Origin of the sequence: Psychromonas sp. (genome assembly GCF_041586535.1) — a bacterium.
In the GTDB taxonomy this organism is placed as follows: domain Bacteria; phylum Pseudomonadota; class Gammaproteobacteria; order Enterobacterales; family Psychromonadaceae; genus Psychromonas.
The window spans coordinates 1-17,301 of record NZ_JBFGZY010000092.1; the positions used below are offsets into that span (position 1 = coordinate 1).

Genomic DNA, 17,301 nt, shown 5'->3' on the forward strand with positions numbered 1-17,301 from the left:
AAAATTATACCAATTCCGTTAATTAGATGATCTATTTAGGCGTAGGAAAATGGATGAAAGCAAGGCATTGATTGCAGTAACTAGTTGTTCTAATTACAAAATCAATAACAAAGACTAAAACGTAGTTTTATGTCTAGCTAGCATTCATTTTAACAAGCATAAATGAATAGGTAATTATCGGATTTGGTATTATATCAAAGGCTCCTGATCGGCTCCTTCTTTTTCAACAACTTCAGGGATCATATGGTCACGCGAAATACCTAACTTAATAGCCAGTGCACTGGCCACATATATTGACGAATAGGTACCAACAATAATACCAATCAATAATGCAGTGGCAAAACCATGGATCATCGCACCACCAAAAATAAACAGTGAAATAAGTACAAACATAGTCGTACCGGAGGTGATTAAGGTACGCCCTAACGTTTGGGTAAGTGATATATCAACTACCTCACCAGGCGCAGCCGTCGCCAGCAAACGGAAGTTTTCACGTATCCGGTCAAATACAACGATCGTATCATTGAGTGAATAACCAACCACAGCAAGTAATGCCGCCAATACCGTCAAATCCACTTCAATTTGGAACAAGGAAAAGAATCCAAGGGTTAAAATAACATCGTGTGCCAGTGCTAATACAGAGCCCGTCGCTAAACGCCACTCAAAACGCAGACTGACATAAATCAGAATACAGATAAGCGCAATGATAATCGCCAGACCGCCGGATTCAGCTAATTCAGCACCAACGTTAGGGCCGACAAATTCGATACGGCGCATATCCACCTGGCCGAAACCTGAATTTTGTAATGACTCTAACACCTGCGTGCCGATCACCTCCCCTTTTACACCTTCACGGATGGCCAAGCGGATCATCACATCCCGACTGCTGCCGAAATGCTGCACAACAGCATCCGGAAAATCCGCAGAGGCTAATGACGTCCGGACATTTTCCAGTACAGCCGGTTGTTCAAAACCAACCTCAATAACCGTACCGCCGGTGAAGTCAAGCCCCCAGTTCAGCCAGTTAACGCTTAACGAGCCTAATGAAGCAACGATTAACAAAATCGACAACCAGGATGCCGGTTTTGAATAGTGCATAAAGCGAATCGTATTTTTCGCTTTAATTAACTCAAACATAATATTTCCTTGCGCTAGATTGATAGTTTCTTAATATCGTTACGGCCACCCCAGATTGCGTTGACCACTGCACGCGTTCCAAAAATAGAGGTGAACATTGAAGTTGCAATACCAATCGCGAGTGTCACAGCAAAACCTTTCACAGGCCCCGTACCAACAGCAAATAAAATCACAGCCGTTAAGAAGGTGGTGATATTTGCATCGGCGATAGTTGAAAATGCATTGGAATAGCCTTCATGAATTGCTTTTTGGATTGATTTTCCAGCGACAATCTCTTCTCTGATCCGTTCAAAAATCAGCACGTTGGCGTCAACAGCCATACCCACGGTAAGCACGATACCGGCAATACCCGGCAAGGTTAATGTTGCCCCCGGAATCATAGACATAAAGCCGATAATCATCACAATATTGAGCAACAACGCGCTGTTGGCAACCACACCGAATTTGCGGTAATAGACAAACATAAACAATACCACAGCAATCATGCCATAGGTCATGGCTTTTATACCATTGTCGATATTCTGCTGACCTAAACTTGGACCAATGGTACGTTCTTCAACGATTTGAATAGGCGCAATAAGCGCACCGGCACGTAGAAGAAGTGCAAGATTATGGGCTTCCGCCGCATTATCAAGTCCGGTGATCCGGAAGCTTCGGCCAAGCTGCGCCTGAATGGTGGCAACATTGGCAACCTCTTCACGCTTTTCAATAATCGCTTTACCGTTGGCTTTTTTCTTACCTGTCGGTAAATACTCAATAAACAGGGTTGCCATCGGTTTACCAATATTGTCTCTGGTAAAGCGGGACATCAGACTGCCGCCTTTTGAATCAAGCGAGATATTTACCTGCGGACGGCCCATTTCATCAAGGCTGGATTGCGCATCAACGATATGGTTACCGGTTAATATTATTTGTTTTTTAACCACCACAGGCTGGCCGTTTCGTTCTTTATAGACCGCAGAAGAGGAAGGTACCCGGCCGGCTAAAGCATCATTAATATCCGTATCAATATCAACGGCATGAAACTCAAGGGTAGCTGTCGCACCGAGGATCTCTTTGGCACGCGCAGTATCTTGAATACCGGGTAGTTCAACCACAATACGATCCGCCCCCTGGCGCTGAACTAAGGGTTCGGCAACACCTAATTCATTAACCCGGTTACGCAGAATGCTTAAGTTCTGTTGCAGAGCGTCTTCTTTTGTCGCTTTTAGCTTCTCTTCTGTCATCTCAATTAATAAGACGTATTTATTATCTTTAACAGACTCGTTAAATTGATAATCCGGATTGATAGGTTTTAAATATTTAACGGCAGCGTCGAGTATTTCCTGCTGCGCAAATGTAACCAGCACACCGGTTTCACTGTTCGCTTTAACAATACCGCGATATCTTATTTTTTCACTGCGTAAATCAGCGCGTAAATCCTGAACCAGTTGTTCCTGCGCTTTGCTGACCGCTTCATCCATATCCACCTCCATCAGAAAGTGCACACCGCCACGCAGATCCAGACCCAGTTTTAATGGGCCGGCACCAATCGCCTCTAACCAGCCAGGTGTTGAGGGTGCTAAATTAAGTGCAATAACAAAACCGCTGTCCAGCTGCTCACTGATTGCTTCACGAGCAAGCAATTGATCTTCACTGGATTTTAAACGAATTAAAAGCTGGTCATTTTCAAGCGTGGAGCTTTTTGGGGTAATCTTTGCCTGTTCAAGAATGCTCTGGACATTGTCCAGGGTGGCGAGCTCAACTTTGCCGCCACGAGTCGCGGAGATTTGCAGTGCGGGATCTTCTCCAAACAGATTCGGAGCTGCGTAAAGTAAACTGATCAAAACAACAAAACTAAGCAGCAAATACTTCCACATAGGGTATTTATTTAACACTATATTGTCCTTAAATGAAGCACCTAACTAATACCATTGCGCATAACTAGCACCTAAACACAAAAGAAGTGAATGATTGGTTGATTATCTATAAGCATAGTTTTCTAAACGAAGGGGCGAGGGCTTCAGCCCTCCCGTTGTCTACAAAGGCGGGATAAATCCCGCGCCCCATTGAAAAGCAATGTTAAAAGTTCAATCAATCATAGTTAATGAGTCAAGGTACTAGCTGTATAACCTTAATAAGAAAACGATCTGATCGTTTCTTATTTGCTGGTGAATGCACCCGTTTAATTAAGTGCAATGGTATAAAACAAAAACGAAGTAATTTGTATTACTTCGTTTTATCTATTTTCAGGAGCTTAGATAGATTTAAGCGTGCCTTTCGGTAACACAGCAGTCACGAAAGATTTTTTAATCGCAATAACGTTATTTTCATTTAATTCAATTTGAAGATAATCATTTTCAGCGTTCACTTTAACCACACGGCCGATTAAACCACCTTGTGTTAATACTTCATCACCTTTAGCGATGCTTTCCATCAGGTTTTTATGCTCTTTGTTACGTTTTGCCTGAGGGCGGTAAATCATAAAATAGAAGATCGCGGCAAACACCACCATCATAAACAGAAAAGACATTCCGCTGTCAGCCGGACCTTCAGCTGCCGCATGTGCTTGAGAAATAAATAAACTCATTTTGTTATCCTTATTAAGTTGAAATTAAATATTATTGTTGTTAATTAATTGCTAATCGTCTAATGCAGGTTTTTCTTTTCCGATGCGCTGATAAAACGTCTCAACAAAGTCATCTAATTTACCTTGTTCAATGGCATCACGCAAACCTTTCATTAAACGTTGATAATAACGTAAATTATGGATCGTGTTTAGTCTTGCTCCAAGTATTTCACCGCATTTATCAAGGTGATATAAGTATGCCCGGGTATAGTTTTTACAAGTGTAACAATCACACTCGGCATCTAAGGTACTGGTATCATCACGATGTTTCGCATTACGAATTTTCACTACCCCGTCAGTGGTGAACAAATGACCATTACGCGCATTACGGGTCGGCATAACGCAGTCAAACATATCAATACCACGACGCACCCCTTCAACCAGATCTTCCGGTTTACCTACTCCCATCAGATAACGGGGCTTGTCTTCAGGAATTTTAGGCGTGATATACTCTAAAATACGGTGCATATCTTCTTTAGGCTCGCCTACAGCAAGACCGCCAACTGCATAACCGTCGAACCCGATTTTGGTCAGCCCTTCTAGAGAGATATCACGCAGATGCTCGTAACACCCTCCCTGGATAATACCGAATAATGCATTGGGGTTCTGCTGCTCATTAAAACGGTCTCGACTGCGCTGTGCCCAACGCAGTGACAGCTGCATGGAAACATCCGCCTCTTCTTCCGTCGCCGGATAAGGAGTACATTCATCAAAGATCATCACAATGTCAGATCCGAGGTCATACTGTATATCCATGGACACTTCCGGTGATAAAAACACCTTGGAGCCGTTAACCGGACTGCGGAAATACACCCCTTCCTCTTTAATCTTACGCAATTTGCCCAGACTGAATACCTGGAAACCGCCGGAATCAGTTAGGATAGGCCCTTTCCAGTTCATAAAATCATGCAGATCACCATGTTTTTTAATCACTTCCTGACCGGGACGTAACCACAGATGGAAAGTATTACCCAGTAAAATCTCCGCACCTGTAGCATCCACCTCTTCAGGGGTCATCCCTTTTACCGTACCGTAAGTACCGACAGGCATAAATGCCGGTGTTTCAACGCTGCCGCGCTCAAACGTTAAACGGCCGCGACGTGCACGACCATCAGTGGTCAATAAATTATATTTCATCATTTTTCCTTATCAGATAAACAGTCTGATGATAGTTATGTTGGTGTAAATAGGTTTTATGCTTATGTCGATAACATCAGCTTAAGTGTAAAAATTTATATTTTTAGCTATATCTTTGCCCAAAGCTAATATTTTACAGTTTTAGGGGCGCAGAGCGAATTGAACGTCAGTTCAGGCTTATGAGCGGGCAGAACTCTGTAAGCCCTTTTTTTAGTCTGCAAAAGAAAAAAGCACAAGATGCGGACTAAAGTCCGCGCCTCAAGTGATTCAAGTAACCCAATAAATTCTCTACAAATTGGTTATTACCTGAGTCAATTGCACACGCATGATAGGTCTTAATTCGTTTTTTTAGTTAAAAACATCGCATCACCGTAGCTGAAAAAACGGTATTTTTCCTGAATCGCTATCTGGTAAGCTTTGTCGATATTTTCTTTTCCGCTAAACGCACTTACCAGCATCAGCAAGGTTGATTCCGACAGATGGAAGTTAGTAATCAGCGCGTCAATGATTTGAAATTGATAGCCCGGATAGATAAAGATACTCGTTTCAGAAAAAAACGGCGCAAGCGGTTGGCCATTTTTCAAACTTGCCTGAGCCGCACTTTCCACAGAGCGCACCGAGGTAGTGCCAACGGCGATAACCCGGCCACCTTTGGCTTTGGTATTATTTATTTTATCGATCACTTCCTGAGATACCTGCGCATATTCGCTGTGCATTTGATGGTCGAGTATATTATCTACTTTTACCGGCTGAAATGTACCGGCTCCGACATGCAGGGTCACAAAAGCAAAATTAACCCCTTTAGCCTGAAGTTTTTCCAGCAGTGCCTGATCAAAATGCAAACCGGCGGTCGGCGCCGCGACCGCACCGGGGTTTTTATTATAAACAGTCTGGTAACGCTCTTTATCCGCATCTTCGTCAGGGCGATCAATATAAGGCGGTAACGGCATATGACCGATTGCCTCAAGCACCTCTAAGACACTGCTTTGATTTTCAATCTGTATTTCAAATAATGGCCCGTGGCGTTTTACCATCAAGGCATCGATTTGCCCTTCTAAACGTAATTTACAGCCCGGTTTGGGGGATTTAGAGCTGCGCACATGGGCAAGGAAACTTTTCTCATCCAGCACCCTTTCTACTAACACCTCAATTTTACCGCCGGTTTCTTTTTCGCCAAAAAGACGGGCTGGAATCACCCGCGTATCATTGAAAATAAGCAGATCATTTTCATCAATCAGATCGACAACATCGGTAAAGTTTAAATGTTGTAACTCACCGGAGTTTCCCTGTAACGACAGCAGACGGCTCGCAGAGCGATCCTGTTTGGGATAACGGGCAATTAATTCGGGCGGTAATTCAAAAGAGAAATCAGACACTTTCATGGTGAGCATTCCGGAGGAGTAAATCGCTGTAGTTTAAGGATCAACAAAGTGAAGTCAAGTAACTATACCCATGTTACTTCAAAATGCTTTGTCAGGCACGAGCTTGGAAATCAGAGCAAGGCGCAACATGAGGTAATGGTTATACCAAATCAAAACAATGCAGGCTAAAGCCTACGCCCCATCTGACGCTCGTTTTTCAGGCATAAAAAAAGGAGACATAATGTCTCCTTTAAAAATCTAATCACTTAACGCAATAGGATTAAGCAAGTGCTTTTTTAGCTACTTCAACTAAATGAGCAAATGTTGCTTTATCGAATACTGCGATATCAGCAAGGATCTTACGATCGATTTCAACAGAAGCCTTTTTAAGACCATTGATGAAACGGCTGTAAGATAGACCGCTTAGACGAGATGCAGCGTTAATACGTGCAATCCACAGTTGACGGAATTGACGTTTACGTTGACGACGGTCACGGTAAGCGTATTGACCAGCTTTAGTTACAGCTTGAACCGCTACGCGATAAACACGTGAACGAGCTCCGTAGTAACCTTTAGCTTGTTTTAAGACTTTCTTATGACGTGCACGCGCTTGTACACCACGTTTTACTCTTGGCATCTTTTATTCCTTACTTATGCAAATGGCAACATTCTGTTGATACTTGGTACGTCTACTTTCGCTACCATGCTTTGAGCACGTAGGTGGCGTTTACGTTTAGTAGACTTCTTAGTAAGGATATGACGCAAGTGTGATTGCTTACGCTTAAAACCACCAGAAGCAGTCTTTTTAAAGCGCTTTGCAGCACCTTTGTTAGATTTCATTTTAGGCATTGCGAACTCCGCATTGTTCTAATTTAAATTAAACCAGTAAGGCGAATGCAACTGCAGCTATATCTGTGAAACTGCAGTTAACACTACTTTATGCCTTAGCTAGCACGTTTTGGGCCTAACACCATCACCATTTGACGGCCTTCCATTTTCGGGAAAGACTCGACAACGGATATCTCTGCTAAATCTTCTTTAATACGATTTAACAAATTAACCCCTAAGGATTGATGTGCCATTTCACGACCGCGATAACGCAGAGTTACTTTAGCTTTGTTACCCTCTTCTAAAAAGCGAGTCAGGTTGCGTAGTTTTACCTGATAATCGCCTTCATCAGTTCCAGGACGGAATTTTATTTCCTTTAACTGAACCTGTTTCTGATTCTTCCGTTGTTCTTTAACGGATTTAGTCTTTTCATACAAGAATTTGCCATAATTCATGATGCGACAAACTGGTGGCTCTGCGTTAGGGCTGATCTCAACTAAGTCGAGTTCCGCGTCAATCGCCATATTTAGTGCTTCATCCAATGAAACGATACCAACTGGTTTGCCTTCCGAGTCTGACAGACGAACTTCTGTTCCTGTGATCTCTTCATTCAAACGATGTTTATTGCCCTGTTGTGGGGCTTTCTTTGCACCTTTTATAACAAATTCTCCTAAAAAATTTAACGACGTGTAATGATTTCTTCTTTAACATGGGTAATAAAGTCTTCTACTTTGAATTTACCCAAATCATCACCTTTACGTGTTCTTACCGCAACTTCATTTGCTTCGACTTCCTGATCACCGATAACAAGCAAATACGGAACACGCTTTAAAGTATGCTCGCGGATTTTAAAGCCTATCTTCTCATTTCTCAAGTCCGAAATGGCTCTAACCCCTGATTTTTTCAATTTATTTACAACTTCTTCGACAAAATCAGACTGTTTATCGGTAATGTTCATCACCACGACTTGTTTTGGTGACAACCAGGTTGGATAAATGCCTGCATACTCTTCTGTCAAGATACCGATAAAGCGCTCAAGTGAGCCCAAAATTGCGCGGTGAATCATAACCGGTGTATGACGTTCGTTATCTTCGCCCACAAAAGAGGCGTCTAAACGACCCGGCATTGAAAAATCGAGTTGTATTGTACCACACTGCCACGCGCGTCCCAAACAATCATATAAAGTAAATTCAATTTTAGGACCGTAAAAGGCACCTTCACCGGGCAATACTTCATAATTGATATCATTTTTGCTTAATGCATCGGCCAAAGCGGCTTCCGCTTTATCCCATGTTGCATCATCACCAACACGCTGATCCGGGCGGGTAGATAATTTTACCACGATATCTTCGAATCCGAATGTTTTATAACATTCAAAGACCATCTGGATACAGCCGGATACTTCGCTGAGAATCTGCTCTTCAGTACAGAAGATATGCGCATCATCCTGGGTAAAGGCACGCACACGCATCAGGCCATGTAAAGAGCCGGATGGTTCGTTACGGTGACAAGAGCCGAACTCCGCCATACGCAGCGGCAGATCACGATAAGATTTCAGACCCTGGTTAAAAATCTGTACATGTCCCGGACAGTTCATCGGCTTAATCGCATAATCACGGTTTTCGCTGCAGGTACAGAACATATTGTCTTTGTACTTACCCCAGTGACCGGATTTTTCCCAAAGTGAACGATCCAGAATTTGTGGCGCTTTTACTTCCTGATACTCATAAGCTTCGGTTTGTTCGCGAACATATTTCTCCAGTTCGCGGTAAATAGTCCAGCCATTGCTGTGCCAGAACACCATACCCGGCGCCTCTTCCTGCATATGGTAAAGATCTAACTGCTTACCGATTTTACGATGATCGCGTTTAGCCGCTTCTTCAAGACGTTTTAAGTAAGCTTTAAGCTGTTTCTTATCCGCCCATGCCGTACCGTAAATACGCTGCAGCATTTTATTATCAGAATTACCGCGCCAATAAGCACCAGCCACTTTCATCAGTTTAAAATACTGACAGAATTTCATCACCGGTACGTGCGGACCACGACACATATCGATATATTCTTCATGATGATATAAACCGGGACGGTCATCCGGGTGAATACCTTCAATAATCTCTAATTTGTAATCTTCGCCACGCGCTGCAAAAACAGCCTTGGCTTCTTCTACCGATACTTTTTTCTTGATAACGCTGTAGTTGGTTTTCACCAGCTCATTCATGCGTTTTTCAATTTTCGCCAGCTCTTCGTCATTGATCGCTACGTCCAGATCAATGTCGTAATAAAAGCCGTTTTCAATGGTCGGACCGATGGCCATTTTAGCTTTAGGATAAAGCTGCTTGATGGCGTGTCCTAAAAGGTGTGCACATGAGTGACGTAAAATTTCTAAACCTTCGTCATCTTTAGCGGTAATAATTGAAACATTAACGTCTTTCTCAATAGGATCGCAGGCATCGACTAACTGGCCGTCAACACGCCCGGCAATACATGCCTTGGCAAGACCCGGGCCGATATCTGCCGCGATTTCCATAATTGAAGTGGTATTTTCGAATTGACGTTGATTACCGTCGGGAAGAGTAATAATTGGCATGCTATATTTCCTCACAGTGATGCTTCCAACCAAAAAGCATTTGTATAGTTATAAAATAAGCTGCGCATTTTAAAGTAATATCAAGCACATGAAAAGCGACAATTTGAGTTTTTGGTAGTGGAAGTCAGGGGGTTGGGGCGCAGGGCGAATTGAACGCAAGTTCAGGTTTTTTATGCGTCAGTCGAATTAAGCTGCCGTTCGGTTTTGGGGCGCGGGCTTTAGCCTGCTGGTTTTGATTTCTTACTTTTTTCTCAATTATAACTCGCCATATTATTCATACTGTGCGGTGCATGAAATACACCCTACTTTTGCTTTGGTTATACCCCGCACCGTTTGTAACTTTATTCATCTAATATTATCAGCAGAGGAGCGCTGCGAATCCTTTTTTTAGTCAACAAATTGAAATAATGCGGGCTAAAGCCCGCGCCCCGAACACTAGCCCGCTATTTCTCTTTTTTCGCTTTTTTTTCAGGGTTAAAATCATTCCCCTTAAATAAACTCATCACCATCTCTTTGTTGCTGGCAAGGTATAAACCTAACTCTTCCAACTGCTGATCATCCAGTGTTACCGTACTTGCACCAAGAAATGCTGCAAGTTGATCTGCACTGTCTAACATTTTGTCGTATGCATCAGCTTCTTTTTTACTGGTGAAGGTCATTTTTTCAACACCTTTTCTTTCTACAATATATTTTATGATTACTGCCACGGTGGCCTCTTTAGAATGTAGTTATTCATGTTTTTTTATACAGTACTAAAACAGCGCTGAAATTGCAAATTTTTGTTAAATACACATTTGTTTGCTATCGTTGACATCAACTACAAGTTTTAATATGAATTTATTCAATGAAAACAATAATCTGCCGACATTGTGATATGGTTTCTAATGTGCCCGCTATGCCCGTAAACTATGTGGCCAAATGCCCGTGCTGCAAACGGAAACTCTATAAAAACATTAAATGCCAGCCATCGACGCTGCTGGCGCTGTCTATATCAGCACTGCTGATCATGATACCCGCTTTCTATTTTCCCTTAATTTCAGTGCATCTATTGGGTATTACTGAAAATACTAATTTACTACAGGGTGCTTTGATGATGCTTGATAACGCTCCCGTTGTCGCATTTGCGGTACTGTTTTGCGCTGTCATCGCACCCAGCCTGTTGATTACATCCATTGCTTTCACCAGCGCATGCTTAACATTTAATTACTACCCCGGAATTATACCGAAAATATTACATCTCACCCACGCGCTCAGGCATTGGTCAATGTTAGAGGTGTATATGATAAGCTTAATGGTCGCGGTGTTTAAATTAATCAGTTATGCGGATTTATATTTCGGTTATGGTTTCTTTTTTTTGATTGCCCTGCTGCTGCTTGATATGACCATCATCAGCAATTACAGCCATCATAATTATTGGGAGCGTTATATTAATGGCAAATAACCCGATAGTCGGAAAAACCGGCAGGGAGCAGGGGCTGCAGTTGTGCAAAGTGTGTGAGAATTATTCTCAATATAAACTACATCCGACCCGCTGCCCGGTATGCGCAAGTCCTATTAATCTGCGGACAAAAAACAGCCTGCAGAAAAGCTGGGCGCTGCTGATAACTTCAATGATCTTCATCATCCCCGCAAATTTATATCCGATCACCTATTTATTAAAAAATAATATACGTTATCCTGACACTATTTTCTCCGGGATACTGAGTTTAGTTGAAAGTGATATGCTGACTATCGCCATTATCGTCTTTATCGCATCGATATTAGTGCCCATTTTCAAAATAGCGGCATTAGCCTTTATCTTACTTGCTGTTCAGTTTAAATGGCGATTTTCACAGAGAACACAACTGCAGCTGTTTGTGATGGTTGACTGGATCGGCAAGTGGTCAATATTAGATCTTTTTGTTATTTCAATCATGACAGCCGTGTTTGATAAAGGGCACTTACTCGCTGTATACCCAGGCCTGGCGGCAACATCATTTACCGTGGTGGTGGTAGCCACCCTGTTTGCCGCACACAGTTTCGATACGCGTTTAATTTGGGATGCTAAAAAATAATGAATGAGCAAGATTCAAATACACAGGCAACAATTGTCAAGTCTAAAGGTATATCACCAGTCTGGTTTCTGCCTATCGTTGCAGGGCTGTTGGGTGCATGGTTTGTGTTTCAGAATATCACCCATGAGAAAGCCACCATTAGCATTCACTTTGAAAACGCGGAAAGCATTATCGCCGATAAAACCAAACTGCGTTACAAAGGTGTGATTGTCGGTACGGTCAAAAAAATCGAACTGGACAAAGAGAGCGGGGTCAATATTACTGCAGAAATTGAGGCGCATGCCAAATTTATGCTGCGTAAAAACACCAAATTCTGGTTAGTATCACCAAAAGCCTCGCTGACATCGATATCCGGTCTGGATACCCTTTTTTCCGGCAGTTATATTGATATGCAGCCCGGCAATGGCGATGACGCGACAGAATTTATCGCCCAGACAGATCAGCCTATCAGCATTCCCGACAATGCGCTGCTGCTCAACCTGCAGAGCACAACGGCAGGGTCAATCAGCGTCGGCACGCCACTCTTCTACAAAAAAATCAAAGTGGGCGAAGTCGTCCGGATTCGTTTAGACAAATCCGGGCAATACGTCAATATTAAAGCCTTTGTAGACCGTCAATATAATCATCTGGTGAAAAATGAGAGTAAATTCTGGAATATTAGCGGGTTAAGAGCCAATATTTCCGCCCAGGGTGTGGATATCACACTGGACAGCATGATCTCTTTTATTGCCGGCGGCATTACTTTCTCATCCCCGGTCTCTGAAGAGCCGCTTAACAGTGGCAAACAGTTTGAGCTATTTGACAGCATTGAAAATAGCCAAATCGGCCTGGCGATAGAGCTAATCACCGATAATATTAACAACTTACCCAAAGGGGCCGGCATTTTATTTAAAGGCCACGGCATCGGCCGCATCACCGATATCCAGTATTCCAGAGAAGAGCAGCATTTTGTTGCCAGTGCATTGATTAACCCGCAGTTTGAAGAGTTAGTTACTGAAGACGCTCAATTCTGGTTGGAGCAGACATCCCTGAGCTTTGCAAAAATCAAAAATCTCGGCAATATCATCAAAGGTGACTATATTGCCTTTAAACCCGCTGCAGAGAGCAGTAAAAAAGCAACGCGGTTTGTTATTCAGCAGAGCGCGCCTCCGGAAGCGCCGGTGCTTTCCCTTGTACTGCTGAGCGAAGATGCAACTGGATTAGCAAAAGGTGCGCCTATTACTTATCAGGGCATTAAAATAGGCAAAATAGAGACAGTCGATTTTGCTGAAAACAGCAATTTTATTGAAATTCACAGCACTATTGACCATCAGTATCAATACCTGATCAATAAAAACAGCCAGTTTTATCTGCTCAGCGGGATCAATTTCAAAGCCTCCTTAAAAGGGTTAGAAGTCCAGTCAACCCCTGTTGAAAATTTACTCTCCGGCGGGATCGGTTTATACAATAAAACAAGCATTAAAAAGTCACAAACCCCAGCGCCCTTAGATAAAGAACAGCGTTTTCGCTTATATCCTTCCAAAGCGCTTGCCAAAGTCGGCCAGAATGTATTCAGTCAGCCGACCGTTATTTCACTGTTAAGCAAAGAGTTACCCGCCGTCAGCGAGGGCTCGCCGGTTTATTACCGGAAGCTGCCGATCGGTGAGGTGAGCGCTTTCTCTATTCATCAATCCGGTTTAATGGAAACCAGGCTGAGCATTAAGGGGCAATATAAACACCTGATCAATGCCGACAGTGTATTCTGGAATATCAGCGGCTTTAATGTCAATGCCGGCCTTTCCGGTATCAACATAGAAGCAGACTCGTTATTGACAATTGCAGCAGGCGGAATTGCCGTCGGCCCGGGCCATAAAGAGATCGACAACAAATACAGTAATGGCAGATACAAACTCTTTGCCAGCCAGGCGGAAGCGACTATTCCGAGCAGCATCATCAGCCTGACATTTGATCACGCCAATGATCTACAAACGGGCAGTCTGCTGCGCCTTAAAGGGATAGTGGTTGGCGAAGTTATCGGTTTAACGCTCACCCCGCAGGGTAAAGTGCGCGCCAGCGTTAATCTTAAACCGGAATTCAGCGCGCAAGTTGCACGCAAAGGCAGCCGCTTCTGGATGGTGCGCAGTGACATCTCCTTATCCGGGGCTAAAAATTTATCCACTCTGGTAACAGGTGCCTATATTAACGTTTCTCCGGGCAAAGGGGGCAGCCAGACATTTTTCAGCGGCGAAGACTCAGAGCCATTGCTTGCACCCGAGCAGGCCGGATTAGCCATTATTTTACTGGCCGATAATGCCGGCTCGACCGACATCAGCAGCCCCGTTTATCACCGCCAGATCCAGATTGGCGAAGTGATGGCCAAACAATTATCATATAATGCCGCAGGGGTAGAAATTACCATCAATATCTATCCGAAATATTCCCATTTAATTCGCAAAAACTCCGTCTTTTGGCCGGCCTCAGGCTTCAACCTGGATGTTGGTATTACCGGTGCGGCCTTGAAGGCCACTTCGCTGAGCGCGTTAATTAAAGGCGGAATCAGCATGAGCACCCCGGATAATGAGCCGTTACAGGCGATGAGTAATGCATTTTCGCGTTTCAGACTTCAGGATGAAATGCAGGAAGCATGGTTAAAATGGAAGTTAGCAATTCCCAAGCCGTAGTTTTCACCTGTGAAGTTATAACTGGGGCGTGGAGCGACAAAGTTTTCAGGAAAAAATTTGAACAGCTTTAGCTGGCCCGCAGGGCGAAAGGCAAGATGCCTGAAGTAATTGAACACCAGTTCAGTGTCATGAGCGGAGGAGCTCTGCGACTCCTGTTTTTAGTCCGCATTGTTGTTGCATCAACGGAGGAGTTCTGCGACTCCTGTTTTTAGCTCGCATTGTTGCTGTTAAAAGATGCGGGCTAAAGCCCTGACTCTTATACACAAGTCTGTAACCATTGGTGGTGTTCTTTATTCTTTTCGGGGCGCAGGATTTATCCTGCAAATAAAGGTAAAATTTAATAAATTTGGTATTCCGCCCTTGACGGCGTGTTACTTTTCTTTGCTCAGCCAAAGAAAAGTAACCAAAAGAAAGGCTGCCCAAGCCATTTTTTTTATCTTGTACTGCTCAAGCACTTTTTAACGCACCATCCCAGACAGTACATCCCTGTACTGGCTGAGATTAGGGAAATCATCCATGATTTTCCTTGCTAAAGTACTTGCTCAATACAAGAAAAATGGATGGGGGAAACGTAGCCAATTTGGATTGGTATCCAAATTCCACAATCATGGGACTTTTGTATAAGAGTCAGGGCTAAGGCCCACGCCCCAAAGAAAAATATAAAAACTAAAAATGCGGACTGAAAAAAGGAGTCGCGGAGCTCCTCCGCTCATGACAATAGACTGTCGTCTAATTCGCTCCGCGCCCCAAAAACCTGAACTTTTCGTTCAACACGCACCATGAATGAAAAAACATTATCAAGTCCGTTTAATTAGCGCACAATTACAGGAACTACAATGCACAAGAACACCCTACTGCCACAGGCGTTTATCGATAAGATGAGCGGCATTTTGCCCGAACAGCTTAATATTGAAGACTTTATAGAGAGTTGCCACCGCCCGCTTCGCCGTGCCGTCAGGGTTAACACATTAAAAATATCCGTCGCAGACTTTCAAAAAAGAGCAGCAGAGCAGGGTTGGATATTAACCGCAATCCCCTGGTGCGCTGAAGGTTTCTGGATTGAAACAGATGAAGAAGCTATGTCACTTGGTACCAGTGCAGAGCACCTTGGCGGTTTATGTTATATTCAGGAGGCCAGCTCAATGCTGCCTGTGGCTGCCCTGTTTCATTTTTTTAACGCAGATGCGCAATCAATGGTGCTGGACGCGGCCGCCGCACCGGGCTCAAAAACCACACAAATAGCAGCAAAAATGGGCAACAGCGGATTGATTATCGGCAATGAATACTCCTCCAGCCGGATTAAAATGCTGCACGCCAATATTCAACGCTGTGGCATAAAAAATGTGGCATTAACCCATTTTGATGCGCGCGTCTTTGGTGACTGGTTACCGGAAACCTTTGATGCTATTTTATTAGATGCGCCCTGCTCCGGAGAAGGCACCATCCGTAAAGACAGATACGCAATGAAAAACTGGTCGCAAAGCGCCATCGATGAGATTGCGTCAATGCAGAATGAACTTATTAACAGCGCCTTTAATGCCTTAAAACCCGGTGGTTTTTTAGTCTACTCCACCTGCACCTTAAGCCATGAAGAAAACCAGGAGATCCTGTTCAATCTGCAGACAGAGCACAGCGATAAAGTGAAGTTTTTGAATCTGAAAACCCTTTTTCCGGATGCCGATAAAACCTTAACAGCACAAGGTTTTTTACATATCTGGCCGCAAGTCTACGATAGCGAAGGTTTCTTTGTTGCCGCATTACAAAAAACCGCCAGCTGCAAAACAGCTAACAACAAGAAACGTCCTGCTAAACTGCCTTTTAAAAAAGCGACTCAGCAGGAGCTGGACAACCTGCTCGCTTATTTTGAGCAGCAGTTTGCTATTAATAAACTGGAGGGTGTTTTGTATAAACGCGATCAGGAGTACTGGCTATTTCCAACCGGCATAACGCCATTAATGGATAAAATCCGCTTCTCCCGGTTAGGAATAAAGATTGCCGAAGAGTTCGGTAAAGGCAGAAAAACCGGCTTTAAAACCATGCATGAGTTCGCCCGCTGCTTTGCCGATAAAAGTGTTAAAAACAATTTTAGCCTCAATGCCGAACAGGCCAATGATTTTTATCAGGGTAAAGATATCCGCGGGGTTGACTGCAAAGGCGCAAGCGGCGAAATTTTTATCAGCTATCGCGGTAATGTAATAGGTATTGGTAAAGCACTAAATGATCGCATTAAAAATAATTTACCGCGGGATCTGATCCACGATAAAAAACTGTTCGAGCGATAGAGTCTGAATATGAGCAATACACAACGGATATTATTATTACTCCTGATCACTATGCAGATCCTGCTGATACTCTTTTTTTTGTACATAGGAAAATCCGCACTGGGTCTGGATATCTTCAAAGATTATTCCTTTGGAGTATGGGGCTGGTTTAAACTGACATTTTTAGATTCGAGTCTGTTTAATTAACTCGTGGTTTTGATGCTGTCTTTGGACGCGGTCTTTAGTCCGTATAAGAAAAATAATAAATTAAAAGATGCGGGCTAAAGCCACGCGCCCCAAAATAACTAACTCACTGAATAACGTACCACACAACCACGCTTAACCATCTAGGGGGGATTTTATCCTCACTAAGCTTGAAAGATTGTCAAGGAATTTGTAGGGTGTGCTCGCCAACCGTTTTGATCTTGCCTTTGGGGCGCGGAGCGAATTGAACACCAGTTCAGTGTCATGAGCGGAGGAGCTCTGCGACTCCTTTTTTTAGTCCGCATTGTTGTTGCATCAACGGAGAAGTTCTGCGACTCCTGTTTTTAGCTCGCATTGTTGCTGTTAAAAGATGCGGGCTAAAGCCCACGCCCCAAAGAAAAATAGCGCAACACAGCTGAATTTCGGGGCGTGAATTAGACAACTGTCTAATATCTGGGGCGCGG

The 17,301-nt window shown here is 43.5% G+C and carries 15 protein-coding genes; 5 read left to right on the forward strand and 10 right to left on the reverse strand.

Annotated features, from left to right (window positions below):
* Positions 1–189 precede the first annotated feature (189 nt).
* From secF to ABZA00_RS11195, 10 genes are all read right to left on the reverse strand, one after another.
* Positions 190–1,137 (reverse strand): protein translocase subunit SecF, encoded by a 948-nt coding sequence (secF, locus tag ABZA00_RS11150; protein WP_372882245.1) that lies wholly within the window; start codon positions 1,135–1,137, stop codon positions 190–192.
* Between the two features lie 14 nt (positions 1,138–1,151).
* Positions 1,152–3,014 carry a protein translocase subunit SecD gene (secD, locus tag ABZA00_RS11155; RefSeq protein WP_372882246.1) on the reverse strand — a complete coding sequence of 621 codons (1,863 nt, stop codon included), beginning with the start codon at positions 3,012–3,014 and terminating at the stop codon, positions 1,152–1,154.
* Positions 3,015–3,373: 359 nt separating this feature from the next.
* Entirely contained in the window at positions 3,374–3,706 is a 333-nt protein-coding gene (gene yajC / locus ABZA00_RS11160; RefSeq protein WP_372882247.1) for a preprotein translocase subunit YajC, read from the reverse strand.
* A 51-nt stretch (positions 3,707–3,757) separates the two neighbouring features.
* Positions 3,758–4,882: a tRNA guanosine(34) transglycosylase Tgt gene (gene tgt, locus ABZA00_RS11165; protein ID WP_372882248.1), complete on the reverse strand. Its 1,125-nt coding sequence runs from the start codon at positions 4,880–4,882 to the stop codon at positions 3,758–3,760.
* 335 nt (positions 4,883–5,217) lie between these two features.
* Entirely contained in the window at positions 5,218–6,264 is a 1,047-nt protein-coding gene (queA, locus tag ABZA00_RS11170; RefSeq protein WP_372882249.1) for a tRNA preQ1(34) S-adenosylmethionine ribosyltransferase-isomerase QueA, read from the reverse strand.
* Between the two features lie 259 nt (positions 6,265–6,523).
* Positions 6,524–6,880 (reverse strand): 50S ribosomal protein L20, encoded by a 357-nt coding sequence (rplT, locus tag ABZA00_RS11175; RefSeq protein ID WP_028862951.1) that lies wholly within the window; start codon positions 6,878–6,880, stop codon positions 6,524–6,526.
* 14 nt (positions 6,881–6,894) lie between these two features.
* Positions 6,895–7,092 (reverse strand): 50S ribosomal protein L35, encoded by a 198-nt coding sequence (rpmI, locus tag ABZA00_RS11180; protein WP_025564055.1) that lies wholly within the window; start codon positions 7,090–7,092, stop codon positions 6,895–6,897.
* Positions 7,093–7,187: 95 nt separating this feature from the next.
* On the reverse strand, positions 7,188–7,730 hold the full coding sequence (infC, locus tag ABZA00_RS11185) for a translation initiation factor IF-3 (protein WP_372882257.1): 543 nt from the start codon (positions 7,728–7,730) through the stop codon (positions 7,188–7,190).
* Positions 7,731–7,750: 20 nt separating this feature from the next.
* Entirely contained in the window at positions 7,751–9,658 is a 1,908-nt protein-coding gene (gene thrS / locus ABZA00_RS11190) for a threonine--tRNA ligase (RefSeq protein ID WP_372882250.1), read from the reverse strand.
* Between the two features lie 443 nt (positions 9,659–10,101).
* Positions 10,102–10,365: a YebG family protein gene (locus ABZA00_RS11195; protein ID WP_372882251.1), complete on the reverse strand. Its 264-nt coding sequence runs from the start codon at positions 10,363–10,365 to the stop codon at positions 10,102–10,104.
* 137 nt (positions 10,366–10,502) lie between these two features.
* On the opposite strand from ABZA00_RS11195, the gene ABZA00_RS11200 reads away from it, so the two are divergent.
* From ABZA00_RS11200 to ABZA00_RS11220, 5 genes are all read left to right on the forward strand, one after another.
* Positions 10,503–11,099: a paraquat-inducible protein A gene (locus tag ABZA00_RS11200; protein WP_372882252.1), complete on the forward strand. Its 597-nt coding sequence runs from the start codon at positions 10,503–10,505 to the stop codon at positions 11,097–11,099.
* Complete coding sequence (locus tag ABZA00_RS11205; protein ID WP_372882253.1) at positions 11,089–11,712, forward strand: paraquat-inducible protein A; 624 nt, start codon at positions 11,089–11,091, stop codon at positions 11,710–11,712. The genes ABZA00_RS11200 and ABZA00_RS11205 overlap by 11 nt, the downstream gene beginning before the upstream one ends.
* Positions 11,712–14,372, forward strand: a complete 2,661-nt coding sequence (locus tag ABZA00_RS11210) for an MlaD family protein (RefSeq protein ID WP_372882254.1) — start codon at positions 11,712–11,714, stop codon at positions 14,370–14,372. Before ABZA00_RS11205 ends, ABZA00_RS11210 begins: the two co-directional genes overlap by 1 nt.
* Before the next feature lie 836 nt (positions 14,373–15,208).
* Positions 15,209–16,654 (forward strand): 16S rRNA (cytosine(1407)-C(5))-methyltransferase RsmF, encoded by a 1,446-nt coding sequence (gene rsmF / locus ABZA00_RS11215; protein ID WP_372882255.1) that lies wholly within the window; start codon positions 15,209–15,211, stop codon positions 16,652–16,654.
* Between the two features lie 9 nt (positions 16,655–16,663).
* A complete protein-coding gene (locus ABZA00_RS11220) occupies positions 16,664–16,840 on the forward strand; it encodes a hypothetical protein (protein WP_372882256.1) in 177 nt (58 codons plus the stop codon).
* The last annotated feature ends 461 nt before the right edge of the window (positions 16,841–17,301 follow it).

Coding starts and splice junctions, on each gene's coding strand:
- tgt (WP_372882248.1), bottom strand. CDS start 4,882: ATGAAATATAATTTATTGACCACTGATGGTCGTGCACGTCGCGGCCGT.
- secF (WP_372882245.1), bottom strand. CDS start 1,137: ATGTTTGAGTTAATTAAAGCGAAAAATACGATTCGCTTTATGCACTAT.
- ABZA00_RS11210 (WP_372882254.1), top strand. CDS start 11,712: ATGAATGAGCAAGATTCAAATACACAGGCAACAATTGTCAAGTCTAAA.
- rsmF (WP_372882255.1), top strand. CDS start 15,209: ATGCACAAGAACACCCTACTGCCACAGGCGTTTATCGATAAGATGAGC.
- queA (WP_372882249.1), bottom strand. CDS start 6,264: ATGAAAGTGTCTGATTTCTCTTTTGAATTACCGCCCGAATTAATTGCC.
- rpmI (WP_025564055.1), bottom strand. CDS start 7,092: ATGCCTAAAATGAAATCTAACAAAGGTGCTGCAAAGCGCTTTAAAAAG.
- yajC (WP_372882247.1), bottom strand. CDS start 3,706: ATGAGTTTATTTATTTCTCAAGCACATGCGGCAGCTGAAGGTCCGGCT.
- ABZA00_RS11205 (WP_372882253.1), top strand. CDS start 11,089: ATGGCAAATAACCCGATAGTCGGAAAAACCGGCAGGGAGCAGGGGCTG.
- ABZA00_RS11220 (WP_372882256.1), top strand. CDS start 16,664: ATGAGCAATACACAACGGATATTATTATTACTCCTGATCACTATGCAG.
- ABZA00_RS11200 (WP_372882252.1), top strand. CDS start 10,503: ATGAAAACAATAATCTGCCGACATTGTGATATGGTTTCTAATGTGCCC.
- thrS (WP_372882250.1), bottom strand. CDS start 9,658: ATGCCAATTATTACTCTTCCCGACGGTAATCAACGTCAATTCGAAAAT.
- rplT (WP_028862951.1), bottom strand. CDS start 6,880: ATGCCAAGAGTAAAACGTGGTGTACAAGCGCGTGCACGTCATAAGAAA.